The following is a 23,598-nucleotide window of genomic DNA, read 5'->3' as shown; positions in this document are numbered from 1 at the left end:
TGCCGTCCGGCATGACGGGGACCAGCCTGTTGCTGCTGGCCCTGGCCTTGCTGTGCCTGCCTTTTGCCGACCTTCAGGTAAGCACCGTCGATCCCTGGCTGGAGCTGGGCCGCCTTGGCCTTGGCCTGGTCAGCCCCCAGCTGCCCCATCTCCAGACCCTGCTCGAGGCCCTGGCCAATACCCTGGCCTTTGCCTTCCAGGGGGTGGCCCTCGGCTCCCTTCTTGGCCTGGGGCTCGCCACCGGCTATGGCCGGGCCTGGGTACGGCGCCTGGCCGCCGTGCTGCGCGCCATCCACGAGTTGTTCTGGGCATTACTGTTCATCCAGGTGCTGGGCCTCTCCCCCCTGGCCGGGGTGCTGGCCATAGCCCTGCCCTACATGGGTACCTTCGCCAAGGTGTTCGGGGAGATGTTCGAAGAGCAGGATCCAGGCCCCCATCAGGCCCTGCCCCCCGGCACCCCGGCCCTGGGGCGCTTTTGCTTCGTGACCCTGCCCCAATGCTTCGGATCCATGGCCATCTATTGCCGCTACCGCCTGGAGTGCGCCATCCGCAGCGCCACAGTGCTGGGCTTCATCGGCCTGCCGACCCTCGGCTACCACCTGGAGAGCCTGCTGCGCCAAGGCTATTACGCCGAGGCGGCCCCCTACTGCTACGCCCTGCTGGCGCTCATCGTCAGCCTCAAGTGGTGGCTGCGCCGGCCCCTGGTGCCCCTTTACCTGCTGGCCGCCGTGCTCTGGCTGCCGCCGGTGGCCAGCGTCGACTGGGCCCTGGCCAAGCAGTTCCTGACTCATGACCTGGTGCCGGCGCCGCTGCGCGGTGACGGCGCCCTTTGGCCCTGGCTGGCGAGCCTGGGCCGAGAGGAATTGCTGCCCGGTTTGGTCAACACCCTGGTGCTGGCGCTGCTGGCCCTGGCGGTGACGGGCCTCCTGACCCTGGGCTGGTTCCCCGGCATCAGCCGCCTCTTCGGCAACCGCCTGACCCGGGGCCTGTCCCACCTGGCGCTGGTGCTGATGCGCTCCACGCCGGAGTACCTGCTGGCCTTTATCGGGGTACTGCTGTGGGGGCCCAGCATGCTGCCGGCCATCATGGCCCTGGCCCTGCACAACGGCGGCATCATCGCCCACCTGGTGGGCCACCATGCCGACCTGCTGGAGCTGCGCGAGGACGCCCCCAAGGGCCTCAACCGCTACTTCTTCGAGGTGCTGCCCAGGCTCTACCGCACCTTCCTGGCCTACAGCCTCTACCGCTTCGAGACCCTGGTGCGGGAGACCGCCATCCTCGGCATGCTGGGCATTCCCACCCTGGGGTTCTTCATCGACTCGGCCTTCTCAGAGTTCCGCTTCGACCGGGCCCTGGTGCTGTTGGCAGCCACGGCCCTGCTCAACATCGCCATAGACGCGGCCGCCAGGCGGCTGCGCCAACGGCTGCACCTAGGGGGCCGGGCCGCCCTGCTATGAGCCGTCTGCCCGGCGGCCGAGGATGGCGTTGCCGGTGGCGGTGCCTATGGCGACGTCCCGGTGCACGTTCTCGAGCGGCTGCACATGGGGGTCACGGCCCTTGCTGAAGCTCTGCTCCTCCACTAGGGCCCTGTAGGCCTTGTTGAGGCTGAGCGCCCGCTCCTTGCTGGGCACCAGGAACAGGGAGATGTCGCGGCTCATCTTGTCCAGCATCTCCTGATCCGGGCGGCCGGTGGCCGTCAGGAAGCGGCGGCGCAGCTCAAGGTTGCCGCGGAACTCGTCCCCCCAGCCGTCGTTGGCCGCCAGGTAGGTGCGGTACTCAAGGCGGCCGTCGGCCATCCTGGGCTCGGGCACATCCTTGAAGGCGTCCGCCACCTGGCTCCAGTGGTACCAACCGTCCTGGGGGCTGCCGGCCCCAAACTTGCGGGGAAAGGCGAAGGTGCCGTCGGTAGTGGCGCTGATGCCTGTGTGGCAGCCCATGCAGGCCAGGTTTTCCTCGAAACTCTGGGGCCTTAGCGCGCCCTTGGCGTCTTCGATAAAGCCCTGGTAGACCCAGCCCAGGGCGCCGTTGATGCCCTGTTCGGCATTGCCCCTGAAGGTGCGCAGCCGGTCCGGGAAGTCGTGGGTGGCCTTGACCTCGCTGATGGCGGCGTTGGAGAGCTGGGCGTAGTTGTTCCAGCTCAGCTTGCGGCTGTAGCGCAGTTCCTTAAGGCGGGCCGAGAGCCGCAGGCGGCCCTCTTGGTCAAAGTCCAGATAGCGCACCGTGTGCACAAACTCGGTGCCCACGGGGTAGAGGCCGGCCGCCATCTTGACCTTGCCCTGGTCCTGCAGCTTGCCGGCCAGGCCCAGGTAATGCATCTGCCGGCCCTGGTTGGGGGCCCAGTCATAGGTGACCCGGGTGGCGGTGCCCAGCTCACCGTCCTTGTCGAGATCCAGCCCCAGGACCTTCTCGTCCACCGGCGCTATGGGGATGTCCTGCTCCTTTATCATCGCCTCCAGCACCGCCAGGTTGAGGCGGTAGAGGGCCAGATCCTCGTTGCCGTTCACATCCTCCCGGAAGGCCTTGGGCAGGCGGATCAACACGTCGTCGGTGGCGCCGTTGGTGGGAGCGAAAGCGCCCAGGAAGGGGTAATAGCCGAAGGCCCGCCAGCCGGTGGCCTTACCGTCCGGGCGCCGGTCGAAGCCCTGGTCGTCGAAGTGGAAGGCCACGTCCGGCAGGTAGCCGTCCCAGCGGCCGTTGCCGTTGAAGTCCCACTCGGCCGGCAGCGCCTTGAGCTTGTCGGCCAGCAGGTTGCCGCCCTTGCCGTCGTGGTAGTTGTCGGTGCGGACATAGGCGAGGATGGCGGCGTCGCTCTGGGCCGCCACCGCCTTGGAAAAGTCGCGAAAGAGGTTGTCCCAGTGGTTGTGCTGGGTGTAGTCGCGCAGCGCATAGCTGGCCTGCAGGTCGCGGTCTTCGATGAAGTTGGGCCTTTTGGGGCCTATATGGCAGGCGAAGCAGGGGTTGGCGCTCTTGTGGGGGGCCAGATCTGTCTTGGTGTAGCACTGGGGCGGCAGGTAGGCCGCCTCGTTGTCCAGGCGCTTGTCGGTCACCAACACCTCGGCCCCGGCGCCGAAGGCCAGGGCCCCCAGCAGCCAAAATACGTGTTTGGTCATGGGCTTCCCATAATCAAAAAGGGAGGAAGGCTGGCGCCTTCCTCCCGGGGCTGTTCAGGCGGCGCTTACTGTGCGCTGCCCACCTTGAAGCGGAAGGGACCCAGGTAGCCCACCTCGGACTGCTTGGCGGCCTCGTCGGCCTGCTGGTCCACCAGCGGGTGCTGGGACACGGCCACCAGGTAGCCGAAGCCGCCCACGTCCTTGTGCCAGAAGGCGGAGGTGGTCTCGGCGTCCAGGGGCACCGTCAGCAGGCGGGTCAGGGACTTGGTCTTGAGATCATAGGACCAGATCATGTTGTTCTGGTGGTAGCCGGTGTCCTCGCCGATGACCAGGGAATTGGACTCGGGCAGGTAGGTGAGGTTGTCGGGGCTGGCCAGGCCGTCCAGGTCGCAGCTGTTGCCCTCGAAGGCGGTGCCGCTGTAGTCCATGGAGCGGCCCATCAGCATGCCGGACATGTCCTTGGCCACAAAGTCGGAGCCGATGTCGGCGTTCTTGCCGACATTGAGCTCGTAGACGCCGCCACAGCGCACGGCGTTGAGCTTCATGTCGTTGTAGCCGCCCTTGTCGTAGGCGCTGGAGGCCTTGCCGTTCTTGGCGAAGTCTTCCATGCCGCGGGTGATCTCGGACATGGCCACATACAGCTTGCCGTCGTGGGCGTTGAAGGTGATGCCCTCTTCCTTGCGGAACTCGGTGGTCGCCCCCTGGAGGGCGGCCCAGCGGCGGGTCTCGAGGCGCGAGGCGATGAGTTCGTCGGCCGCGTCCACCTTGCCGTCCTCGTTGATGTCCTTGAGCGCCAGGCATTCCTGGCCGGCGGAGGCGTTGATGGACTGGAAGCCGGGGCCGCAGTCGAAGCTGCCGTCGCCCAGATCGGTGCCGGCCTTGGTGTCGAAGATGTCGGAGAACTTGAGATCCTTGGCGACCCATTCGCGGACGCTGGCGTCGTCGCTGTGGCCAAGGCTTATCCATTCCAGATCGGCCACGCCGCCGTTCTCGGCAGAGCGCTGGTGCCACTTGGCACCGTAGAGGGTACCGGCGGAGAGATCGCCGGCCTTGTCGGCCACGAACATGAAGAAGCCGACGTTGGCGCCGTCGTCGGAGAGGTAGACGGTGCGCTCGTCTGGCATCACGTAGGACAGCTCGTGGGACATGCGGCCCATGGCGTAGTGCTTGGTGTAGTTGGCCTTGCCGTCGCTGCCGATGGTCACTTCCGGGGTCCAGCCGTAGTAGTAGGGGTTGGCCTTGGTGGCGTCGCCCCAGTACTTGGCCGTTTCGTCGAAGTAGCTGTCGCCGGTCAGGCCGGTGTTGGCGTCGCGGTGCTCTTCCACGTAGCGGGCGTCGGGCTCGTATTCCTCGGAGGAGAGGTGGGATTCCCAGGGAGTGGTCATGCCGGCGCAGTGGACCCAGCCGCCGAACTGGTCCTTCTGGCTGATGAACTGCAGGGTGCCTTCAACCGGGGTCAGGGCGCCGGTTTCGCTCTGCTTGAGCTCGGTGGCGTACATGGCGCCGACGGCGCACTCGAACTGGGACACCATGTAGATCTTGCCGTTCTTCTGCAGGATGGAGGTGTTGTCCAGGCCGCTGCCTTCGCCGGCGTTGGTGCCGTTACAGAGGTAGTTGGAACCGTCCTCGAAGTGGATGGGGGCGTCGTTCTTGTCCTTGACCAGGCCGAACACTTCCTTGGTCACCGGATCCTGGTGGCCTGTGGCCATCAGCGGCTGGTAGCCGACCTGCTGGTCGACGCCGTTGATGTTGGCCTGGGCTATGGCACGCACCACCAGCTTGTCGGCCTCGCTGGTGGGCACTTCCACACCGCTGAAGCTGACGTTGGTGTAGGCCGGCGGCGGCGCAGGAGCGGGATCGGTGTTGTCGGCGCTGCTGCTGTTGTTGGAGTCGTTGCAAGCGGTCATTCCCAAAAGCACCGCCAGGGCGACAGGTGCAAACTTCCAGTTGTTAGGGGTCATCTTGGTTCCTCTAGGACCTTGGTTGCTTAAGGCGCCCTTAAGCTAGAGGGAGTAGGTGACTGCAGCGTGACTGGCAGGTGACAGGGAAATAACAGCGGTTTAGAGGAAGAGGGCCCGCAGCATGGCAAAGGCCAGCACCAGTATGCTGATCACCACGGGATAGAGGATATAGGTATCGTCGGTGCGGCGGCTGCGGCGGATCACCAGCTGGCTGAGCAGCAGGTTGTAGCAGACCAGCAGCAGCGGTACCGCCAGCGCCGCCACGGTGCCGAGGCGGCTGGCCATCAGGGCATAGCCGGTGACCAGCAGCAGGTTGGCCAGGATCAGGTAAAGCACCAGCTTCTGCACGCCGTTGACCCGCCTTGGTGCCGTCTTTGCCATCTGTTCGCCCTTGTTTCGCTCTACCTCCTATAGGCGACCAGGGACGGCAGGAAGCTTTAATGGCAAACCAAAATTTTAACGAATGATCTATGCCTATCGGGTTACGGGGGCATTGGCCTCGGCGGCGTCGCTGGCCTGGGTCACGGCGTTGCCGGGCTGGCTGCGGTCGAAGATGGCCAGCAGGGCGGCCTGGGCCTGCTTGGTGAGCAGCAGTATCTCGATGCGGCGGTTGGCGCTGGCTTCGGGGTGGTCCTTGTCGGACAGGGTACGGTCCGACATGGCACTGACCTGCAGCACCCTGTCCTTGGGCATGCCGCCCGCCTCCAGCACCCGCCGGGCCAGCAGGGCCCGGCCACCGGACAGCTCCCAGTTGCTGTACTGCTGGCCCTGGTAGGGCACGGCGTCGGTGTGGCCGGACAGCACCAGGCCGTTCTTGACGTGTTGGAACACCGGCGCCAGGGCCATCAGCAGGTCCTCAAAAAAAGGATTCATCTTGACGCTGCCGCGGGCGAACATCTGGCGCTCGTTGTCGTCCTGGATGCTGATCCGTAGCCCCTGGGGCACCACTTCCACGTCCAGGTTGTCGCTGGCGGTGAGCTGCCTGGCCATGGCCTTGACCACCTTGGCCAGCAGCGCCAGGGACTGGGGGGACTCAAACTGGCCGTCCAGCACCGAATCCAGCTTGGGCCCCAGGCCCTTGCCGGGCTCGCGGTCGCCCTTGGGCACCTGGCTGTTCAGCGCGATGCCCGCCTTGCGATCGCCGCTGGTCAGCAGTTGGGCGGCGATGCGCTCCACCACCGCCGGCTCCCCTTCGAGATCGATGGGATAAGGGCTGTTGGCCAGATCGAAGGGGTTGTGGGACTTGTCGAACACCGAGTAATTGCGCAGGCTCTCCGCCACCACCTTGCGATCCTTCTCCTGGGTCACGGCCAGCAGCCAGAGCACCAGGAACAGCGACATCAGCGCCAAGGTGAAGTCGGCGAAGGCCACCTTCCAGGCGCCGCCACTAACCACGTCATGGCTGGCGCGCCGGCTCTGGCGCTTGATGATGACAGGATCGTTCGAGCGCATCAGGCCGCCTCTTTATCCAGCCACTTCTCGACTGTGGCAAAGCTCGGTTTGATGTCCATCTCCAGCACCCGCCGGCCGGCGTCTACGGCCAAGAGCGGCGACTTGCCGGCCACATGGGCGGTGAGTATGGCCTTGACGCATTCCATGCCGGAGATCTTGCGGCCCACCAGCTCCGCCATGGCCGAACCGGCCGGCTCGAACAGGCAGTAACAGCCGAAGATGCCGATAAAGGTGCCCACCAGGGCCGCCGCCACATGCACGCCTATGTCGGCCAGGGGGCCGTCCAGGTGCTGCATGGTGATGATGATGCCGCCCACCGCCGCCAGTATGCCGAAGCCGGGCATGGCCTCGCCGGCCCTGTGCAGGGCCTTGGAGGGTTTGAGCAGATCGTCTTCCACCGCCAAGATCTCCTGTTCCAGCAGGGCCTCGAATTCGTGGGCCGAGGCCTTGCCCATGGCCAGCATGCGCAGGTTGTCGGCGATAAAGTTGACCAGTATGGGTTCCTTCAGCACCAATGGATAGGCGGCGAACAGCGAGCTCTGGTAGGGGGCTTCCACGTGCTCGTCCAGGATCTTGAGGCCCTTCTGGCGCACCTCGTCCAGCAGGCGGTGCAGCAGCATCAGCAGTTCACGGGCCCGGTCGGCGTCTCCCCTGCGGCTGGCCAAGATGCCGCGTAGCTGGCGCCAGCACTGCTTGAGCACCACAGTGGAGTTGCCGATGACCATGGAGCCGATGGCGGCGCCGAGGATGACCACCATCTCCGCCGGCTGCCAGAGGGCGATGAGCTTGCCCTTGGCCAGGATGAAGCCGCCGAAGACGCAGAGTGAAACCAGGAAGATACCGAGCAGTTTTTGCATGGATTCAATGCCTCTCGATCAGCTTGTTGAGGTTGGCCAGGCACTCCTTGTGGAGCTGGCAGACCCGGGATTCGGTGAGTCCAAGCACCTGGGCGATTTCCTTCATGTTCATGTCGTGCTGGTAGTAGAGGACCAGCAGCAGTTGTTCGCGCTGCTTGAGGCTGCCCAGCATCTTGGCCAGGGTGCGTTTGAGTTCGAACTCACCCATGCCGCCGCCGCCCGGCTCCAGGCCCTTGGTCAGCCAGTCCTCCAGGCACTGCATCTCCTCGGCCTGGTTGGCATAGACCAGCTCCCGCACCTCGGGAAGGCTGATGCCCATCTCCTCGGCCAGTTCCTGGTCGCTGGGGGCCCGGCCCAGGCGGTTGTAGAGCTTGCGGTGGTGGTGATTGAGGTCGTGGGCGGCCTGGCGCACCTGGCGGGGGCGCCAGTCCTGGCGGCGCAGCTCGTCGAGGATGGCGCCGCGGATGCGTTTGAAGGCAAAGCTCTCAAAGGCCTGGTCCGGTTCGCCGTAGCGGCGGATGGCCTCCAGCAGCCCCATCAGCCCCACCTGTTCGAAGTCTTCCTGGTTGAAGGCGGCGCTGACCTGGCTGCGCAGGTGGGCACAGGCCCTTTTCACCAGGTGGGCGTAGCGGCGCAGCAGCTGCGCTTCGTCGTTGGCGTTGCACTGGTAGGCCCCGTCCAGGCTGTCGCTGCAATATGCTTCCATGGCCCCTCCTACTGGATCACCACTTTGGTGAGCAGCACTTCGTCCACCGCCAACTGGTAGCCGTAGCTGTCCACCGTCTGCTTGAGCCTGTCCTTGAGGGCCAGCTGCAGCTTGCTCAGATCCTTGATCTCCTCCCTGACCTCCTGGTACTTGCGGGTGGAGAAGTACTGCAGCAGGGCGTTGCGGATCACCGGCTGCAGCTCCTTGCTCTGCTCCGGCATGCGCGGGTCATGGCTGACCAGGGCCAGCTCCAGCATCATGTAGTGCTGCACCTCGTCACCGGCCAGGCTGATCACGAACTTGTCCAGGGGCTGGAACAGGGGCTTCTCGCTCATCACCAGCGGGGGTGGGGGCGGATCGGCGAACCAGGCCTTGGGGTTGATGAGGCCGCTGACCCAGCCGTAGCCGAAGGCACTGCCGGCCACCAGCAGCACCGCCAGGACCAGCAGCCAGGACCAGCGCTTGCGGCGCGGGCTCTTTTCCTTGGTTTTCTCAGACAAGGGGCTCTCCTCTTATGCCAGGGCGCTGACCCAGCCCTCGGCCGGGCGCGACAGCGCTGCTTGTTGTTCCGCCTCTGGGGCGGGGGCCGCGGCCGCTATGGCCTCGACTTGGATAGGGGTTTGCGGGCGACTGTCGCCACTGCCCTGCTGGCCCACCGACACCTCCACCTGGGAACCAAAGCCCTGCACCAGGTCCAGGCGCAGCCGGTCCAGCTGCTGGGTCAGGGCATCGCGGACCTGGGGGTGGCTGGCCTGGAGCTGGACGCTGAGGCGGTCGCCGTCCAGGCGCACCGTCATCTCCACCCGGCCAAGATCAGGGGGATCCAGGCGGACCCGGGCTTCCTTGATCTGCTGGTGCAGCTGCAATTGCAGGCGGTCGCCAAGGGCCGCCATCAGGTCTTGCTGCCATTGGCCCTGGGCCGTCGCCACCTTGACCGGCGCCCATTCGGGCAACGGCTGGAGGCTGGCCTGGGCCGGGGCATTGGCAAGGGCCGTGGCGGCTGGCTCGACCTTGGCCGCCGCGCTCGGCAGCACCGTTTTCAGCGCCAGCGGCAGATCCAGCTCCTTGAGCTGGACTTGGGCCTGGCCCTTGAGTGGGGCCGCATCGCCTTGCCCCGCCGTGGCCTTGGCCAGGGCGCTAAGGGCCTGGGATGGCTCCTGGGGGTCGGACGTCCTGACCTTGGCTTCAGGCTGGGGGGCCTGGGGCGCCAGGACCGGCAGGGGCTGAACCTCGGTTTTGGCGTCTGCCTGGTCATGCCCTTGCTGCTCTGGCGCCTTGGCTTTGCTGTCCTGGCCGGCCAGGGCCTTGGCATGACGCAACCGCCAGCCCTGGTCCAGGGAAGGGACTGCCGCCTGGGCCGCCAGAGGCTCGGCGGGATCCTTGGCGCGGCTCGCCAAAGACGGCCTGGGCTGCGGCGCCTGGGACTGAACCTGGGCTTGCACCTGGGCCTGCGGTTCAGTCGCCTTCGCGGCCTGGGAGGCATCTGCGGCCGGCGGCTGAGCCGAGCCTGGCTGGGCCTGCACCTCGGCTTGGGGCTGGGGCTGCTGGCCGAAATGGGGATGCTCCTTGCCGAGCTGGGCCAGGCGCTGGGCAAAGCCCTGTACCGGCTGGGACTGCTGGGCGCCCTGCCCCTTGGCGGGCTGGGCTTCGGCCTTGGCGGCCTGGGGCTGCCTGGGCGCCAAGGCGGCGCCGCTCAGCCGGGTGACGGGCGGCTGCGCCTTCATCCCATCTCCTCCATCTGGTGGTAGGCCCGCATTCCTTCTTGGTTGTCCCTGTGCTTGGCCAGCTGCTGCTCCAGGCGCGCCTGGTGCTGGAGGGCCTGGGCCAGCACCTGGCCATGGACCAGTTGCAGGGCCACCAGGGCCTGGGCCAACTCTGCCGGTGCCGGCTTAAGAGCGGCCAACAGCGCCGCCACCTGGCGGTCCTGCTCGGCCACCTGGGCCCAGCGGCCGGCTGCGGCGCTGGCCTTGAGCTCACGAGCCAGGTTGTCTAACTGCACTTTCAGCTGTGTGGTCACTGTGTCAGGGCCCGGTTTGGCGTTTCGTCTGAAAGCCTTTTTGCAAATGACAAGCCAGCTTTAAATCCGTTTAAAATCAACAAATTGAAGCAAAGCCATCGCCTAAGCGGAAGCCCCTTTTCCGCCCTGCGGAAGCCCGAGGGAAGCCAGGGGGAAGCGGAAAAAACAAGGCCGCCCTAAGGCGGCCTGAGAGTATGAGCGCCAAAAGCCTTGGGCCCTTGGCGGTGCAGCCGGTCAGGCGGCCGCCAGGGCCTGCCAGCCGTCCTTGAGGTCGGTCATCACCTGGCGGACTATGGCCAGGCCGCTGGTGTCGTTGTTCAGGCTCACCTCGAACAGCTGGCGGCCGCAGTAGTCGTAGAGGCGATGCAGATCATCGGCGACGGCGCCGCCCTTCTCCCTGTCCAGGGCGGTGTCCAGGCCAGAGAGGATGTCCAGGCACTTGGTGACGGCGCGGCCCTTGCGCTCGAACTGCTTGGCCTGGATATGGCCTTCCACCCGGGAAAGCTCGTCGAGGAAGCCCTCGATGAGCATCAGCACCAGGTGGTGCGGATCGGCGGCGGCGGCGCGGGCTTCCAGCTGGGTGTGCTGGTAGGCGTCGAGACCGGATTCCTCAAACATGGCAACTCCTTAGATTTTTCAGAACAGGCTGGAGGTCTGCTGCATCTGCGAGACCAGGGTCTGCATCTGGGTGAACTGGCTGACGTAACGGTTGTAGAGGCCTTCCATGCGCTGGTCGAACTGGTCCATGCGGTCGCTCAGGCGGTCCAGGTTGGCCTGGGCGCTCTTGGCGCTGGCCTTGAGCACAGAAGTGTCGTCCTTGACGTAACGGTCCAGCACAGTGTTGAGCTGGGCCATCATGCCATTGGTGCCGCCCAGCACCTGGTTGAGGCCGTCGGGGTTGGCCGCCAGGTAGTCGTCGAGCTTGCTGTCGTCCAGGCTGAACTTGCCGTACTGGTCGGTCTTCAGGCCCATCTGGCCCAGGTTGAGGCCGTTGAAGAGACCGCGCATCTGGCTCTGGAGCATGCGGGCCGTGCCGTCACCGGCCAGCACCGGGATCTGGTCGCCGTCGGCGGTGCTGTATTTCTTGAGCTGGTCGATGAGGGCGTTGTAGCCGTCGACAAAGTCCTGCAGCTGCTTCTTGGTGGCGTCGGTGTCGCGGCCGACGGTGATGGTGGTGGTGTCGGTGGCGTTGGCGTGGACCTGGGTCAGGTTGATGGTCAGGCCGTCGATGACGTTGTTCAGGGTGTTGGAAGCCGAGTTGATGGTCAGGGACTGGTTGGCCCCCATCTGCACTATGGCGTCCTGGGCTGTGCTCAACTGGGTCTTGGCGGCGATGGCGCTGTCGAGGCTGGCCATGGCCGGGTCGCCGTTGGTGCTGATCGACAAGGTATTGGCGGCCCCTGTCTGCTCGGCAGTGAGCAGGAACTTGACGGCGCCGCCGGTGCGCACCAGGGTCGCCTTGACGCCGCTGTTGTCGGCGGCGTTGTTGATGGCGTCACGCAGGTCGCTGATGGTGGCGCCGGCCGGCAGCGTGCTCATGTCGATGCTGAAGCTGTTGCTGCCGACGCCCAGGGTCAGGATGCCGCTGGTGGGAGCCGGATCGGTGTCGGAGGCGAAATCCAGGGCGTACTGGTCGGCGGCCGCCAGCTGCTGCACATGGAACTGGTACTGGCCGGGGGTGGCGCTGGTGCTGGCGGTGACGCTGACATGGCTGTCGTCGGACGCCGTGACCCCGAAGGCCTCGAAGCTGTCGCTGGTCTTGAGCTTGGCCAGGACGTCCTGGAAGCTGCTGATCTGGCTGGAAATGGCGTTGAAGGCCTTGAGCCGGCTCTGGTAATAGGTCTGCTGCGTGGAAAAGTACTGATCCATGGGCGCCCTGTCCGCAGCTACGTACTGGGAGGCCAGGCTTCTTACGTCAAAGCTGTTGTCGATGGTTGCCATCTTCGCATCCTATTCCAGAACCAAAAAAGCCCCCGCCAGGCGGGGGCCCAAAACTGCTTAGCGCAGCAGGGAGGTGACCAGGCCAGACATCTGGTTGGCGTTGCTGAGCACGGACATGCCGGTCTGCATCAGCAGCTGTTGCTTGGTCATGTTGGAGGTTTCTTTGGCGAAGTCGGCATCCATGATGCGGCCCTTGGCGGCTTCGGTGTTCTGGCTGATGGTGGCCAGGTTGTTGATGGTGTGGTCCAGGCGGTTGATGTTGGCACCGAACTTGGCACGGGCGGCACCGACGCTGCTGATCAGGGTGTCCAGGTTGCCCATGGCGGTGGTGGCGTTGGCCTGGGTGTCGATGGTGCCGGCGGCGCCGTAAGCGGTGGTGACGGCGCCGATCTCGGCGGAGGCGTCAAAGGCCAGGGTGTCGGAAGTGCTGGCACCGATCTGGAAGGTTACGGCGCTGGCCAGCTTGCCGCCTTCGAGCAGCTTGGAGCCGCCGTAGGTGGTGTTCTGCATGATACGGGTCACTTCGGCCTTGAGCTCGCCGTACTCGGAGTTCAGGGCAGTGTTGTCGGCAGTGGTGTTGGTGCCGTTGGCAGCCTGGGTGGCCAGGTCCTTCATGCGGAAGGCGATGCTGGACAGTTCGTCCAGGGAGCCGTCAGCGGTCTGCAGCATGGAGATGGCGTCTTGGGAGTTGCGCTGGGCAACGGCCATGCCACGGGTCTGGGCGGTCAGACGGTTGGCGATCTGCAGGCCGGCGGCGTCGTCGGCTGAGCTGTTGATGCGCAGGCCGGTGCCCAGGCGCTGCATGGCGGTGGAGAGCATGTTGTTGTTCTTGCTCAGGGTGTTCTGGGTGACCAGGGACGCAAAGTTAGTATGGATGGAAAGGGACATGGTCTTTCTCCTGAAATTTAACGCCGCCTTTGCGGCCATTGTTGTTCACCAACAAATAGGCGGCGGGGTTCTTGGGAAAATGAAGGGAGAAAAACAAAAAAGTTTTAAAAGCGGCGAAAATGCAAGGAACAGGCGGCCTTCAGCGGGAAAGCAGCGACACTACCGTCTGGCGGGAGACATTGGCCTGGGTCAGCAGGGCCCCCAGTTGCAGGCTGAAATCGCTGTCGCGCAGGCTGGCCTTGAGGGACTGGCCCAGCTCCTCGGGGGACTGGCCAAAGGCCTGGACCTCGGCCCGCAATGCCGCCAGCCGACCCATCAGCTGCTGGCGCTCGGCCTGCAAGGCCCGCCTGTGCTGCTCCAAGGCCGCCAGCAGGGCCCGCAGGCGGCTGCGCTCTGCGTCCAGGCCGCCGGCATCCAGGCCCTGGGCCAGCTGCTCCAGGCTGTCGGGCTGGGGATCGAGGCGGATGGGCACAGGGTTGCCGGCCGGCACCCTGACCCCCTGGCCCTGGAAAGACCAGGGGTTTTGCAGCAGGGCCGGCCGGCCCGTGAGCTGCAAGCGGCCCTGGCTGTCGAGGCTGGCCGTGATGCCCTGGCGGGCCAACTGCGGCGCCAGTTCGGCCAGGGCCCGGCCCTGGCTGGCCTGGGCGGCCAGTCGCAACGACAGGGAGGCGCCGTTGGGTAGCTGGATCTGGATGTTCTCGGCCTGGGGCCTGGGGCCCAGCAGATCGACCCTGGTCAGCAGCGCCGTTGTATCACCAGCCCTGGCCCTGGGGGCCAGGGTGCTGTCCAGGCGCCCTTCCCTGGCGATGTCGTCCCGCAGGGAGCGCACCTGGGCGGCCAGCTGCTGCCCCTTGGCCTGGGCACTGCCCTGGCCGGCCGCCGGCTGCTCCAGCTGGCGGGCCAGGGCCAGCAGTTGGCGGTAGTTCTGCACCAGGCTCTGCTCTGTGGCCTGGAGCCGGGACAGCTTGCCCTGGGCCTCGCTCATCAGCGCCCATTGACCGTGGCGCTGCACCTTGAGGCCTATGGCCTGGCTGGGGGCAGCGCCCTGGCTCTGGGCCGCGCCCTGAGCCTTGGACAAGGCCACCTGGGCCTGGCCGCGGCTGATGGGCGGGCTCGGCTGGCGCTGGGTTTCGCTGGTGCCCAGTGGGCTCAGGGGGTTCATCAGAGGTAATCGAACAGGCTCAGCTGGCTGAGCTGGCTATAGGTCTTCTGGGTGGCGGTCAGGGTCAACTGGATCTGGTTGACCTTGTCGGCCGCCGCGGCGTAATCGAGATCCTGGATCTGCCCTATCACCTTGTCGTTGGCGAGACCCAGGTCCTGCTGGGCCGTATCCAGGCTGTGCAGGCTGGACAGGCGGCCGCCGATGTCGGTCAGGCTGCGGTTGATGCCAGTGATGGCACCGTCGATGCGGCCCAACATGGCGGCCCCGCTGGCAGAGACAGATGCCCCCGGGGTCTGGAGCTGCTGGATGAAGCCGTCCAGGTCGGCGAAGAAGTTGTTGCCGCCGGCGAAGTAGATGTTTTGCACCGTCTCGTTGGCGTCCATGCTGACGCCCTTGGCCACCTGTACCTGGCGGCCCAGGCTGTCGCCCTGGTAGACCAGGGTGCCGCTGCCGTTGTCCACCAGGGGCGGCTTGTCCACCTGGCTGCCGCCGAAGAGGTAGTGGCCCTCTTCGTCCTGGGCGTTGGCGAAATCCAGCAAGGTGTCCCTCAGGCTTTGCAGCTCACCGGCATAGGCCAGGCGGTCGGCGTCGGTGGCGGCGCCGTTGGTGCCGGACAGGGTCAGGTCCTGGACCCTCAGCATCACCTGGTAGCTCGAATCCAGGTAGCTCTCCGCCTTTTCCAGGCGGCTGCTGACGTTGCCGATATTGGTGCGGTACTGGTCCAGGCTGCCCTGCTCGCTCTTGAGCCCCAGCAGGGTGACTGTGCCCAGCGGATCGTCCGACGGCTTGGTGATCCGGTAACCGGAGCTCATCTGCTCCATGACCTTGGCGTACTCGGTGCCCTGGCGATCCAGGCCCTTGAGCACGTATTGGCCGAGTTGTGCGCTGCTGACCCGCATCAGAACATCCCCATCAAGGTGTGGAAGAGATCATCGGCGGCGGTGATGACCTTGGCGTTGGCCTGGTAGGCCTGCATGTACTGCATCAGGCTGGCCGCTTCTTCGTCGCGGTTGACGCCGCTGACGTTGTCGCGCTGGGCCTGGGCGTCCTGCTGCAGGCTGGCGCTGGCGCTGGCGGTGGCTTGGGCCTGGCCGCTCTTGACCGCCAGGTCCCCCACCAGTTGGCTGTAGCCGTCGTAGAAGCCGGGCTTCATGTCCACCAGGGCCAGCAGGTTGCTGTTGTCACCGCTGCCGCCGACAGGATTGCCGCTGCCGTCGTTGCCGACGAAGGCGAGCTGTTCCGGGGTTATGCCGCTCAGGGCCAGGGTGCCGGCGGGGTTGGCCGGATCATAGGTGAACAGGGCCTGGCCGGGGTTGCCGCTGAGGTCGAAACCCTGTTGCAACTGGCCGTTCATCTGGTCGGCGATGGCCTGGGCCTGGCTGTTGAGGCTGGTGCGCAGCCCGGCCAGTTGGCCCGTCTTGTAATCGCGGTTGGCCCCCAGGGAGCCGCCCACCTTCAGCAGTTGGAAGCTCTGCTTGCCCAGCTCCAGGCTGATGTCGTCGCCGCTGCGGCTCAGGGTAGCGGCATGGGCCCCCAATACCAGGGGCTGGCCGCTGGCCAGACTCAGGCTCAAGGTGCCGTCTGCCTGGCGCTGGGTCTTGAGGCTGACCTGCTTGGCCAGCCCCGAGACCAGCTGGTCCCGCTGGTCTTCCAAGGCCGCCGTGTTACCGCCCTTGGCCTGGACATCCACTATGGCCTGGTTGAGCTTGGCGACGCCGGCCGCCTGGGTGTTGATGTTGGCCAGCATGGCGTCGGCCTGCTCGTCCAGCTGCTTTTCCTGGAGATCCAGGTTGCTGGAGAGCTGGTTGAAACGCCCGGCCAGGGCCTGGGCCGTGGCAATGACTTGCTGGCGCGGCGCTATGGACTGGGGGCTGGCAGTGGCCGCCGACAAGGCCGAAAAGAGGCCGTCCAGGCCGCCGTTGATGCTGAGTTCGTCGCTGCCGAACAGGGCCTCGGCCTGGCCGATAAGGGTCTGGAACTGGTCGTCGTAGCCGTTCTGGGTGTTGGCCCGCCACAGGGCGGCGGTGAGGTAACCGTCGCTGACTCGCCTCAGGCTCTGCACCTCGACGCCGTTGCCGGCCTCCAGGGTGCCGAAGCCGCCGCCGCTGCGGGCCACCAGCAAGGCCTGCTGGCGGCTGTAGCCGGGGGTGTTGAGGTTGGCGATGTTCTGGCTGGCCGCGTTCATGGCGTACTGGGACGCCTGCAGGCCGGACAGGGCGTTGTTCAACAGACTCATGCTTTACCCGTTCTGTTAAGGGGCTGGCGAAGCGCCGCCGTTCCTACAGGGTGAGAAGCGACAGCTTCGGGCTTTTCCTTTAGCTCCTCTGCCGCCAGGCCACCCCATTGGCGGCTGATGGCATCGGCCAGCCCCAGGTTGGCGCGGCTGGAGACATCCTTGCTCAACTGGCCGTCGGCCATGGCCTGGTAGAACTGCTGCTGGCGGCTGTTGAAGAGGTTGTCCTCGTCGGCCAGGGCCTGGGAGGCCTGGCGCATGTTCTTGAGCACCATCTGCAGGAACATGGCTTCGAACTCGCCGGCGGCGGCCTTGAGCCCCTCTGGGCCCTTGAGGCTCCTGAGCCGGCTGCTGTCCTGGTAGAAACCGCCCTGGGCGGCCTGGATAGCGTCCATTTCCGTTCTCCTTAAATGACCACCAGGTCCCCTTCCAAGGCGCCTGCTTCGTCGAGGGCCTGGAGGATCGACATGATGTCCCCGGGGGAGGCCCCCAGGCTGTTCACCGCCTGCACTATGGTCTCCAGGGAGGTGCCGTCGGGCCAGACGAACATGTTGGGCCTCTCCTGGTTGACGTTGATCTTGGAATTGGGGGTCACCACGGTGCGCCCGTTGTTGCTGGACTTGTAGCCGCCGCCGTTGGGCTGGGAGACGTTGTAGTCCTCGGTGATGGTCACCGTCAGGCTGCCGTGGGTGACGGCGGCCTTGTGGACCTTGACGTCCTGGCCCATGACGACGGTGCCGGTACGGCTGTTGAACACCACCCTTGGACGCTGGCGGCCCATCTGAACCTGGATGTCCTGGAGCATGGACATGAACACCACCCGTTGCTCCTTGTCCATGGGGGCCCGCACCAGGATGCGGCCGGCGTTCTGGGCGGCGGCCACCTGGGGGCCGAATACCTTGTTGATGGCGAGCTCGACGTTACGGGCCGTCTTGTAATTGGGCACCTTGAGGTTGAGCACCACCTGGGGCTTGGGCTGGGCAGCGGGCACTTCTTTTTCGATGGTGGCGCCGCCCGGGATGAGGCCGACGGTGGGCACGTTGACGGTGACGGAAGAGCCGTCGTTGCCGTCGGCCTTGAGGCCGCCCACCACCAGGTTGCCCTGGGCCACGGCGTAGACTTCGCCGTCCACGCCGCGCAGGGGCGTCATCAGCAGGCTGCCGCCCATCAGGCTCTTGGCGTCACCGATGGAAGAGACGGTCACGTCCAGGGTCTGGCCGCGGCCGGCGACGCTGGACAGGGTGGCGTGCACCGACACGGCCGCCACGTTCTTGAGCTTGGGGTCGATGTTGGCCGGCAACTGCACCCCGAACTGCTTGAGCATGTTGGTCATGGACTGGCTGGTGAACTTCACCTGGTTGCGGTCGCCTGTGCCGGACAGGCCCACCACCAGGCCGTAGCCCACCAGTTGGTTTTCACGCAGGCCCTGGACGTCGGCGATGTCCAGCAGCGGCCGGCTCTGGGCCACCGCCAGGGAGGAAAAGAGGGCCAACAGCAAAGCGAAACAGCGCATGGCAGGCTCCAAATCAGAAGGGGAAAAGCGGGCTTTGGAAGAAGCGGGTCAACCAGCCGGGCTGGTTGGCCTCGGCCAGGGAGCCGCGCCCGGCGTAGGTGATCTGGGCGTTGGCCACCCGCTGGGAAGAGATCCGGTTCTGGCCGTCGATGTCGTCCACCCGCACCAGGCCGCGCAGGCGCAGGAACTCGTCCCCCTGGTTGAGGCGGATCCACTTCTCCCCCCTCACCGCCAACACGCCGTTGGCCAGCACCTTGGCCACGGTGACGGTGATGTAGCCGGACAGGGAGTTCTGCTGGCTGGCGCTGGCGCCGCCGGCAAAGGCGCGCTTGCCGTCCAGGGTGGCACTGAGGTCACCCAGTTCCTTATTGCCCAACTGAGGGGCGGCCAGGCCGACGCTGGAACTCTTGTCCAGGCTGGTGTCGGCCTTCTTGGACGACTGGGTCTGTTCGTTGAGCACTATGGTGAGGATGTCCCCGACCCGGTAGGCCCGGCGGTCCTGGAAGAGGGTCAGCATGCTCGGCTTGGCGTAGAGGCTGCCGTCCTCGCCCTGCGCCTTGTCGCCCTGCACCAGGGTCGGCGCCCAGTCCTGCTCGCCAGGCTCGGGGGTGGCGATGTCGTAACGGGCGCTCTGGCAGCCGGCCAGGGCCAGCAACAGCAGCAGGGTCAGGGCTCGCATGGGCACTCCTTAGACGGACTGGTTGATGAACTTGAGCATCTGGTCGGTGGAGGACACCACCTTGGCGTTCATCTCGTAGGCGCGCTGGGTGGCGATCATGTTGACCATCTCCTCCACCACCGAGACGTTGGAGCCTTCCAGGGTCTGCTGCTTGAGGCTGCCCAGGGCCTCGGTGCCGGGTACCCCTTCCTGGGGCTGGCCGGAGGCGGCGGTCTGCTTGAAGAGGTTGCCGCCCATGGCCTCGAGGCCGGCGGGGTTGGTGAAGTTGACGGTGGTGATCTGGCCCAGCTCCTGGGGCTGGGCGTCACCGGCGATCTGGGCGGTGACGGTGCCGTCGGTGCCGATGCTGACCGCCAGGGCGTTCTCGGGGATCTGGATCTGCGGCACCAGGGGCAGGCCGTCGGAGTTGACCATCAGGCCTTCGCTGTTGCGGTTGAACTGGCCGTTACGGGTGTAGGCGGTTTCGCCGCTGGGCAGCTCTATCTGGAAAAAGCCGCGGCCGACGATGGCCAAGTCCAAGTCCTGCCCCGTGTTTTCGAAGCCGCCCTCGGTGAACACCTTCTGGGTGCCGACGATGCGCACCCCGTTGCCGACCTGGACGCCGCTCGGCAGCTGGTTCTGCTGGTCCTGCTGGGCGCCGGGCTGGCGTTCCACCTGGTAGAAGAGATCCTCGAAGGCGACCCTGTCGCGCTTGAAGCCGGTGGTGTTGACGTTGGCCAGGTTGTTGGAAATGGTCGCCATCTTGGCGTCCTGGGCGGCGAGGCCGGTCTTGGCGACCCAAAGTGCTGCTTGCATTGGTTAACTCCTTTGGCTTCAGGCGCCGCGCACCAGGCGGCTACCGGCGGCCGACAGCTCGTCGGCGGTTTTCATCATGCGGATCTGCACCTCGAAGGTGCGGGACAGGGACAGGGTGTTGACCATCTCGTCCACGGCGTTGACGTTGGACGCCTCCAGGTGGCCAGGTTCCAGCACCACGTTGGGGTCCTGGGGCGCCTGGCCGCCGGCCTTGAGGTGGAAGAGGCCATCCTCGCCCTTGGCCAGGCCCTGGATGGCCGGGTTGACCAGCTTGAGCTGGCCCAGCTGCAAGGTGGCGTTGCCCCCGACCGGCACCACGGAAACGGTGCCATCCTGGCCCAGGGTGATGGACTGGTAGTCCGGCACCTGTATGGGCCCGCCGACCCCCAGCACGGGCCGGCCATCGGCCAGCAGCTGGCCGTCGGCGTCCACCTGGAGATTGCCGGCGCGGGTGTAGGCTTCCTTGCCGTTGGCGGCCTGCACGCTGAGGAAGCCGGCGCCGCGGATGGCCACGTCCAGATCCCGGCCCGTGGTCTCCAGATGGCCAGGGGTGAAGTCGGTTGTGGGATCCTGTTCCTGGGCCAGCACGTTGGAGGCAAAGCCGGGCCCCTGCACCTGGTAGGCGGCCACCTGTTCCAGGTCGGCGCGAAAACCGGTGGTGCCGGCGTTGGCCAGGTTGTTGGCGTGGATGCGCTGGGCCGTCAAGGTGTGCAGCGCCCCGCCCATGGCGGTGTAGAGGAAGCGTTCCATCGGTTATGCCTTACATGGAGCTGAACAGGACCTGGGTCATCTTGTCGGCGGTGCTGATGCTCTTGGCGTTGGCCTGGTAGTTACGCTGGGCCGTCATCAGGTTCACCAGCTCGCCGGTCAGGTCGACGTTGGAGCCCTCATAGGCGCCGGCGGTGAGGTTGCCGAGGCTGCCGGTGCCGGGTTCGCCGAGCATGGCGTTGCCGGAGGCGAAGGTCTGGGTCCAACTGGTGTTGTCGCCCTTGGCCAGGCCCTCTGGGTTGTCGAAGTTGGCCAGCACCACCTTGCCTTGCAGCAGATCCTTGCCGTTGGTGAAGACGGCATAGAGGCCACCGTCGTTGTCCACCCGCACCCCGGCCAGCTCGCCGGAGCTGTAGCCGTCGGCGTCGTAGGAGGCGTTGAAGTCGGCGGCGTACTGGGTGCTGGTGCTCATGTCCAGGCTCACCGTCATGGGGTCGGCGCCGGCCGGGGCCAGGTTCAGGCTGACGGGGGCGGCCGGGCTGCTCAGGGTGCCGTCGGTGTTGAAGGTGACGGCCTGGCTGGCCGGCGAACCCAGGGCGGCGCCGTCCACGTAGTAGTTGACGGTCCAGGCGTTGGGGCCCGTCTTGACGAAGTACTGGGTGAGGTTGTGCTCGCTGCCCAGGGAGTCGTAGAGGCTGGAGGTGTAGGAGAAGTTGTAGCTGCTGGCGTCGGCGGGGTCGAAGGCGTTGGCCGGCACGGCGGCGTCGGCGCGCAGGTTGGCGGCGAAATCCAGTTGGGTGCTGGCCTTGGCCGGCAGGTTGGAGGCCGAGACCTTGAGGTCGCTCATGACGCCGGTCAGCAGGTTGCCGTTGGCGTCCACGCCGTAGCCCTGCAGGCGCTCGCCGCTGGCGGCGGTGATGTAGTTCTGGGCGTCTTTGCCGAAGGTGCCGGCGCGGGTGTAGACGGCCTGGCCCAGGCTGTTCTTGGTGACGAAGAAGCCCTGGCCGGTGATGGCCAGATCCAGGTTACGGCCGGTGAATTCCTTGGTGCCGTCCTTGCCGAAATCCTGGGTGACCCCGGCCAGCTCCACCCCACCCGGCTGGCCGCCGGAATAGAGGGCGGCAAACTCGGCACGGCCGGCCTTGAAGCCGGCGGTGGAGACGTTGGCGATGTTCTGGGAAATCACGTCCAGGGCCTGGTTGGTGGTGCGCAGGCCGCTGAGGCCAATGTTGTAGCTCATGCTGCTTCTCCAAGGAATTCACTGACGCTGAACAGGGACAGGTTGCCGAGGCCGGCCACCTGCAATTGGATGTCGCCGCCGTTGGCGGGGATGCTGACCTTTTCCACGGTGCGGTTGAGGAAGGGGCTCAGGCTCTGGCTGGCGTCGCCGTTCTTGGCCACCACCTCGAACTGGTAGAGGCCGGCGGGCAGCTCGTCGAGGCTGAAGGGGATGTCCCCGGCCTGCTGGGGGCCAAGGGCCTTTTCCTGGACCAGGTTGCCGGCGGCATCCGTGACCCGCACCCGCAGGTCCTCGGCGCTCTGGTCCAGGCGCACCTTGCCGGTCAGGCTCTCGGCCTGGTCCAGGCTCAGGCTCTGCACCGGTACGCTGACCTGCTTGCCCACCAGTTGGGTGCTCTGCAGCACCTGCAGGGTGTCCATCAGGGTGTTGCCCTGGGTCTGCAGGCTGCCGAGGTTCTGGATCCCTTCGACGGTGGACAGCTGGGCCAGTTGGGAGAGGTACTGGGTGCCGTCCAGGGGGTTGAGGGGATCCTGGTTGTTGATCTGGGCCACCATCAGCTGCAGGAACTCGTCCTTCATGGCGCCGGCGTCATTGGCGGCGATGCCGCCGCTGGCACCGCCGGTGGCGGCGTTGTTGGAAACCTGGGAGACGCTCATGGAAGCTCCTTAGACCTGGCCGAGGCGCAGCAGGGCCTGCTGCATGCTGTTGGTGCGGCTGATGACGTCGGCGGCGCTCTGGAAGGTGCGGGACGCCGACATCATGTCGGCCATCTCTTCCACCACGTTGACGTTGCCGTAGTAGACGAAGCCTTTCTTGTCGGCCAGGGGGTTGCCGGGCTCATAGCGCTTCTCGACGCTGCGGTCGGACTGCACCAGCCCCGCCACCTGCACAGAGGCGCCGTTGATGCCTTCCTGGCCAGCGATATCGCCGCCCTGGTAGAGGGTGGCGAAGACCGGTTTCAGGGCCCGGTAGGCGCCGGCTTCGGTGCCGGAGACGCTGTCGGCGTTGGCCAGGTTGGAGGCCACCGTATTGAGGCGGACCGTCTGGGCGCGCATGGCGCTGCCGGCGATGTCGTAGATACTGTTGAAGGCCATCTTATTGTCCCTCTATGGCTTTTCTGATCCCGGCCAGCTTGAGATTGAGGAAGGTCAGGCTGCTCTGGAAATCCATGGCGTTGGCGGCAAACTGGCCCTGCTCCACCCCCAGTTCCGAGGTGTTGCCGTCTTCGGCGGCCTGCTGGGGCACCCGGTAGCGCAGATCGCCGGAGAAATCCGGGCTCGGCAGGGCGTCGCCGCTGCGCATACCCTGGATATCGCCTGCCACGTCACGCAGCGCCGCCTTGAAGTCGTAATCCCGGGCCAGGTAGCCTGGGGTATCCACGTTGGCCAGGTTGCCGGCGATCACCTTGGACCGCTCCAGGCGCATGGCCAGGGCGTATTGATCCAGCCCCAGGGCTTTGTCCACACTGATGCCCATATCGCACCTCCGTTGGGATGTGGCTAAGGCGTAAACAAGCCCCATGCCAACTTTAAAAAGGTTTTAATTCATTGAGTTACAAACAAGAGCGAACAAAAGGGAAGCAGGGGCGGAAGGCTTTGCTTCCGCTCTGGAAAGCGCTTTTTCCCCTGCTGTTGGCAAGTAGCGCCCAGGGCCAGGGCCTGGAAGCTGACCTGGCCCTGGACGCCAGGGCCAGGCTGGCCCGCTACGCCGAGGAAGCCCATTGGCCCCATTACCAGGCCAAGGTCCAGGCCTGGCTGGGGGCCGCCGGCACGGCCCTGCCGACCTGTGAGCAGGGCCTGGCGATCACCCCCAGCAACCCCCAGGGCAACCCCTGGGGCCGGGTGCCCTATGAGGTCAGCTGCCAGCAGCCGGCCTGGACGCTGCGGGGCCGCGCCGAGGTCAGGGTGACCTTGCCGGTGTGGACGGCGGCCCATGCCCTGCGCCGCGGCGCCGTGCTGGGGATGGGGGATCTGCGAAGGCGCCCCCTGCCCATAGAGACGTTGCACGGGGGCTTCGTCACCGACCAGAGCCAACTGCTGGAGCACAGGGCAAGGCGCAACCTCAAGGCCGGCCAGGTGCTGAGCCCGCTGCTGCTGGCCGAGCCGCTCTGGGTGAAAAAAGGCGAAGGGGTGCTGATCCGGGTCCAGGCCCAAGGGGTGGCGGCCAGCATGGCCGGCACCGCACTCGAGGACGGCGGCAAAGGGGAGCTGGTCAAGGTGCGCAACAACAGCTCCGGCAAGGTGCTGAGCGCCCTGGTGGTGGAAAAAGGCGTGGTGGAAACCCGTTTCTAAAGTTTTTCCGCCGCCCTGTCGCTTTGGTTGTTCAGAAGCATCACA

At 66.0% G+C, this 23,598-nt stretch carries 26 protein-coding genes; 2 read left to right on the top strand and 24 right to left on the bottom strand.

Going from position 1 to position 23,598, the window contains the following annotated elements; translation table 11 throughout:
- Positions 1 to 11 precede the first annotated feature (11 nt).
- A complete protein-coding gene (locus tag PVT67_RS04690; RefSeq protein WP_301498347.1) occupies positions 12 to 1,457 on the top strand; it encodes a PhnE/PtxC family ABC transporter permease in 1,446 nt (481 codons plus the stop codon).
- On the opposite strand, the gene PVT67_RS04685 is transcribed toward PVT67_RS04690, so the two are convergent.
- From PVT67_RS04685 to flgB, 24 genes are all read right to left on the bottom strand, one after another.
- Complete coding sequence (locus tag PVT67_RS04685) at positions 1,452 to 3,110, bottom strand: hypothetical protein (protein ID WP_301498345.1); 1,659 nt, start codon at positions 3,108 to 3,110, stop codon at positions 1,452 to 1,454. The genes PVT67_RS04690 and PVT67_RS04685 overlap by 6 nt on opposite strands.
- 65 nt (positions 3,111 to 3,175) lie before the next feature.
- Positions 3,176 to 5,071: an alkaline phosphatase PhoX gene (locus PVT67_RS04680; RefSeq protein ID WP_301498344.1), complete on the bottom strand. Its 1,896-nt coding sequence runs from the start codon at positions 5,069 to 5,071 to the stop codon at positions 3,176 to 3,178.
- Positions 5,072 to 5,170: 99 nt separating this feature from the next.
- Complete coding sequence (locus PVT67_RS04675; RefSeq protein WP_301498342.1) at positions 5,171 to 5,452, bottom strand: hypothetical protein; 282 nt, start codon at positions 5,450 to 5,452, stop codon at positions 5,171 to 5,173.
- Positions 5,453 to 5,545: 93 nt separating this feature from the next.
- The gene (locus tag PVT67_RS04670) at positions 5,546 to 6,523 is read right to left on the bottom strand and encodes a flagellar motor protein MotB (RefSeq protein WP_301498340.1); all 978 of its coding nucleotides are present in this window, start codon (positions 6,521 to 6,523) and stop codon (positions 5,546 to 5,548) included.
- The gene (gene motA / locus PVT67_RS04665) at positions 6,523 to 7,380 is read right to left on the bottom strand and encodes a flagellar motor stator protein MotA (protein ID WP_301498338.1); all 858 of its coding nucleotides are present in this window, start codon (positions 7,378 to 7,380) and stop codon (positions 6,523 to 6,525) included. Before motA ends, PVT67_RS04670 begins: the two co-directional genes overlap by 1 nt.
- A 4-nt stretch (positions 7,381 to 7,384) precedes the next feature.
- Positions 7,385 to 8,086, bottom strand: a complete 702-nt coding sequence (locus tag PVT67_RS04660) for a FliA/WhiG family RNA polymerase sigma factor (protein ID WP_301498336.1) — start codon at positions 8,084 to 8,086, stop codon at positions 7,385 to 7,387.
- An 8-nt stretch (positions 8,087 to 8,094) separates the two neighbouring features.
- Complete coding sequence (locus PVT67_RS04655) at positions 8,095 to 8,586, bottom strand: flagellar basal body-associated FliL family protein (protein WP_301498334.1); 492 nt, start codon at positions 8,584 to 8,586, stop codon at positions 8,095 to 8,097.
- A gap of 12 nt (positions 8,587 to 8,598) precedes the next feature.
- Complete coding sequence (locus PVT67_RS04650; RefSeq protein ID WP_301498332.1) at positions 8,599 to 9,810, bottom strand: flagellar hook-length control protein FliK; 1,212 nt, start codon at positions 9,808 to 9,810, stop codon at positions 8,599 to 8,601.
- Positions 9,807 to 10,085, bottom strand: a complete 279-nt coding sequence (locus tag PVT67_RS04645) for a hypothetical protein (RefSeq protein ID WP_301498330.1) — start codon at positions 10,083 to 10,085, stop codon at positions 9,807 to 9,809. Before PVT67_RS04645 ends, PVT67_RS04650 begins: the two co-directional genes overlap by 4 nt.
- Positions 10,086 to 10,337: 252 nt before the next feature.
- Positions 10,338 to 10,721 carry a flagellar export chaperone FliS gene (fliS, locus tag PVT67_RS04640; RefSeq protein WP_301498328.1) on the bottom strand — a complete coding sequence of 128 codons (384 nt, stop codon included), beginning with the start codon at positions 10,719 to 10,721 and terminating at the stop codon, positions 10,338 to 10,340.
- A gap of 18 nt (positions 10,722 to 10,739) precedes the next feature.
- Complete coding sequence (gene fliD, locus PVT67_RS04635; RefSeq protein WP_301498324.1) at positions 10,740 to 12,044, bottom strand: flagellar filament capping protein FliD; 1,305 nt, start codon at positions 12,042 to 12,044, stop codon at positions 10,740 to 10,742.
- Positions 12,045 to 12,101: 57 nt separating this feature from the next.
- A complete protein-coding gene (gene lafA / locus PVT67_RS04630; RefSeq protein ID WP_301498320.1) occupies positions 12,102 to 12,932 on the bottom strand; it encodes a lateral flagellin LafA in 831 nt (276 codons plus the stop codon).
- A 139-nt stretch (positions 12,933 to 13,071) separates the two neighbouring features.
- Positions 13,072 to 14,094 (bottom strand): hypothetical protein, encoded by a 1,023-nt coding sequence (locus PVT67_RS04625; RefSeq protein ID WP_301498318.1) that lies wholly within the window; start codon positions 14,092 to 14,094, stop codon positions 13,072 to 13,074.
- Complete coding sequence (flgL, locus tag PVT67_RS04620; protein WP_301498316.1) at positions 14,094 to 14,993, bottom strand: flagellar hook-associated protein FlgL; 900 nt, start codon at positions 14,991 to 14,993, stop codon at positions 14,094 to 14,096. The genes PVT67_RS04625 and flgL overlap by 1 nt, the downstream gene beginning before the upstream one ends.
- Positions 14,993 to 16,330, bottom strand: coding sequence for a flagellar hook-associated protein FlgK (gene flgK, locus PVT67_RS04615; RefSeq protein WP_301498313.1), 1,338 nt, complete (start codon positions 16,328 to 16,330; stop codon positions 14,993 to 14,995). Before flgK ends, flgL begins: the two co-directional genes overlap by 1 nt.
- A complete protein-coding gene (locus PVT67_RS04610) occupies positions 16,327 to 16,722 on the bottom strand; it encodes a rod-binding protein (protein ID WP_301498308.1) in 396 nt (131 codons plus the stop codon). The genes flgK and PVT67_RS04610 overlap by 4 nt, the downstream gene beginning before the upstream one ends.
- Before the next feature lie 11 nt (positions 16,723 to 16,733).
- The gene (gene fgIL / locus PVT67_RS04605; RefSeq protein ID WP_301498301.1) at positions 16,734 to 17,840 is read right to left on the bottom strand and encodes a lateral flagellar basal body P-ring FlgIL; all 1,107 of its coding nucleotides are present in this window, start codon (positions 17,838 to 17,840) and stop codon (positions 16,734 to 16,736) included.
- Between the two features lie 13 nt (positions 17,841 to 17,853).
- Positions 17,854 to 18,519 carry a flagellar basal body L-ring protein FlgH gene (gene flgH, locus PVT67_RS04600; RefSeq protein ID WP_301498299.1) on the bottom strand — a complete coding sequence of 222 codons (666 nt, stop codon included), beginning with the start codon at positions 18,517 to 18,519 and terminating at the stop codon, positions 17,854 to 17,856.
- Positions 18,520 to 18,528: 9 nt separating this feature from the next.
- A complete protein-coding gene (flgG, locus tag PVT67_RS04595) occupies positions 18,529 to 19,314 on the bottom strand; it encodes a flagellar basal-body rod protein FlgG (RefSeq protein ID WP_301498296.1) in 786 nt (261 codons plus the stop codon).
- 18 nt (positions 19,315 to 19,332) lie between these two features.
- Positions 19,333 to 20,064 (bottom strand): flagellar basal-body rod protein FlgF, encoded by a 732-nt coding sequence (gene flgF / locus PVT67_RS04590; protein WP_301498294.1) that lies wholly within the window; start codon positions 20,062 to 20,064, stop codon positions 19,333 to 19,335.
- A gap of 10 nt (positions 20,065 to 20,074) precedes the next feature.
- Positions 20,075 to 21,262 carry a flagellar hook protein FlgE gene (gene flgE, locus PVT67_RS04585; RefSeq protein ID WP_301498292.1) on the bottom strand — a complete coding sequence of 396 codons (1,188 nt, stop codon included), beginning with the start codon at positions 21,260 to 21,262 and terminating at the stop codon, positions 20,075 to 20,077.
- A complete protein-coding gene (locus PVT67_RS04580) occupies positions 21,259 to 21,918 on the bottom strand; it encodes a flagellar hook assembly protein FlgD (RefSeq protein WP_301498290.1) in 660 nt (219 codons plus the stop codon). Before PVT67_RS04580 ends, flgE begins: the two co-directional genes overlap by 4 nt.
- A gap of 9 nt (positions 21,919 to 21,927) precedes the next feature.
- Complete coding sequence (gene flgC, locus PVT67_RS04575; RefSeq protein ID WP_301498288.1) at positions 21,928 to 22,356, bottom strand: flagellar basal body rod protein FlgC; 429 nt, start codon at positions 22,354 to 22,356, stop codon at positions 21,928 to 21,930.
- Between the two features lies 1 nt (position 22,357).
- On the bottom strand, positions 22,358 to 22,738 hold the full coding sequence (gene flgB / locus PVT67_RS04570; RefSeq protein WP_301498286.1) for a flagellar basal body rod protein FlgB: 381 nt from the start codon (positions 22,736 to 22,738) through the stop codon (positions 22,358 to 22,360).
- Positions 22,739 to 22,893: 155 nt separating this feature from the next.
- On the opposite strand from flgB, the gene flgA reads away from it, so the two are divergent.
- Positions 22,894 to 23,553 (top strand): flagellar basal body P-ring formation chaperone FlgA, encoded by a 660-nt coding sequence (gene flgA, locus PVT67_RS04565; RefSeq protein WP_301498284.1) that lies wholly within the window; start codon positions 22,894 to 22,896, stop codon positions 23,551 to 23,553.
- The last annotated feature ends 45 nt before the right edge of the window (positions 23,554 to 23,598 follow it).

This window comes from Gallaecimonas kandeliae, from assembly GCF_030450055.1.
Classification (GTDB): Bacteria; Pseudomonadota; Gammaproteobacteria; order Enterobacterales; family Gallaecimonadaceae; genus Gallaecimonas; species Gallaecimonas kandeliae.
The sequence above is the reverse complement of the archived record's forward strand: the minus strand, read 5'-3'. Positions and strand labels throughout refer to the sequence as shown.

What these genes read in the sequence shown, in the direction of transcription:
- fliD (WP_301498324.1), bottom strand. Translation starts at nt 12,044, where the DNA reads ATGGCAACCATCGACAACAGCTTTGACGTAAGAAGCCTGGCCTCCCAG.
- flgK (WP_301498313.1), bottom strand. Translation starts at nt 16,330, where the DNA reads ATGAGTCTGTTGAACAACGCCCTGTCCGGCCTGCAGGCGTCCCAGTAC.
- PVT67_RS04670 (WP_301498340.1), bottom strand. Translation starts at nt 6,523, where the DNA reads ATGCGCTCGAACGATCCTGTCATCATCAAGCGCCAGAGCCGGCGCGCC.
- PVT67_RS04690 (WP_301498347.1), top strand. Translation starts at nt 12, where the DNA reads ATGACGGGGACCAGCCTGTTGCTGCTGGCCCTGGCCTTGCTGTGCCTG.
- PVT67_RS04675 (WP_301498342.1), bottom strand. Translation starts at nt 5,452, where the DNA reads ATGGCAAAGACGGCACCAAGGCGGGTCAACGGCGTGCAGAAGCTGGTG.
- fliS (WP_301498328.1), bottom strand. Translation starts at nt 10,721, where the DNA reads ATGTTTGAGGAATCCGGTCTCGACGCCTACCAGCACACCCAGCTGGAA.
- flgG (WP_301498296.1), bottom strand. Translation starts at nt 19,314, where the DNA reads ATGCAAGCAGCACTTTGGGTCGCCAAGACCGGCCTCGCCGCCCAGGAC.
- flgL (WP_301498316.1), bottom strand. Translation starts at nt 14,993, where the DNA reads ATGCGGGTCAGCAGCGCACAACTCGGCCAATACGTGCTCAAGGGCCTG.
- flgC (WP_301498288.1), bottom strand. Translation starts at nt 22,356, where the DNA reads ATGGCCTTCAACAGTATCTACGACATCGCCGGCAGCGCCATGCGCGCC.
- lafA (WP_301498320.1), bottom strand. Translation starts at nt 12,932, where the DNA reads ATGTCCCTTTCCATCCATACTAACTTTGCGTCCCTGGTCACCCAGAAC.
- PVT67_RS04685 (WP_301498345.1), bottom strand. Translation starts at nt 3,110, where the DNA reads ATGACCAAACACGTATTTTGGCTGCTGGGGGCCCTGGCCTTCGGCGCC.
- PVT67_RS04625 (WP_301498318.1), bottom strand. Translation starts at nt 14,094, where the DNA reads ATGAACCCCCTGAGCCCACTGGGCACCAGCGAAACCCAGCGCCAGCCG.
- PVT67_RS04580 (WP_301498290.1), bottom strand. Translation starts at nt 21,918, where the DNA reads ATGAGCGTCTCCCAGGTTTCCAACAACGCCGCCACCGGCGGTGCCAGC.
- flgE (WP_301498292.1), bottom strand. Translation starts at nt 21,262, where the DNA reads ATGAGCTACAACATTGGCCTCAGCGGCCTGCGCACCACCAACCAGGCC.
- PVT67_RS04610 (WP_301498308.1), bottom strand. Translation starts at nt 16,722, where the DNA reads ATGGACGCTATCCAGGCCGCCCAGGGCGGTTTCTACCAGGACAGCAGC.
- PVT67_RS04680 (WP_301498344.1), bottom strand. Translation starts at nt 5,071, where the DNA reads ATGACCCCTAACAACTGGAAGTTTGCACCTGTCGCCCTGGCGGTGCTT.
- flgB (WP_301498286.1), bottom strand. Translation starts at nt 22,738, where the DNA reads ATGGGCATCAGTGTGGACAAAGCCCTGGGGCTGGATCAATACGCCCTG.
- fgIL (WP_301498301.1), bottom strand. Translation starts at nt 17,840, where the DNA reads ATGCGCTGTTTCGCTTTGCTGTTGGCCCTCTTTTCCTCCCTGGCGGTG.
- flgH (WP_301498299.1), bottom strand. Translation starts at nt 18,519, where the DNA reads ATGCGAGCCCTGACCCTGCTGCTGTTGCTGGCCCTGGCCGGCTGCCAG.
- PVT67_RS04650 (WP_301498332.1), bottom strand. Translation starts at nt 9,810, where the DNA reads ATGAAGGCGCAGCCGCCCGTCACCCGGCTGAGCGGCGCCGCCTTGGCG.
- PVT67_RS04660 (WP_301498336.1), bottom strand. Translation starts at nt 8,086, where the DNA reads ATGGAAGCATATTGCAGCGACAGCCTGGACGGGGCCTACCAGTGCAAC.
- flgF (WP_301498294.1), bottom strand. Translation starts at nt 20,064, where the DNA reads ATGGAACGCTTCCTCTACACCGCCATGGGCGGGGCGCTGCACACCTTG.
- motA (WP_301498338.1), bottom strand. Translation starts at nt 7,380, where the DNA reads ATGCAAAAACTGCTCGGTATCTTCCTGGTTTCACTCTGCGTCTTCGGC.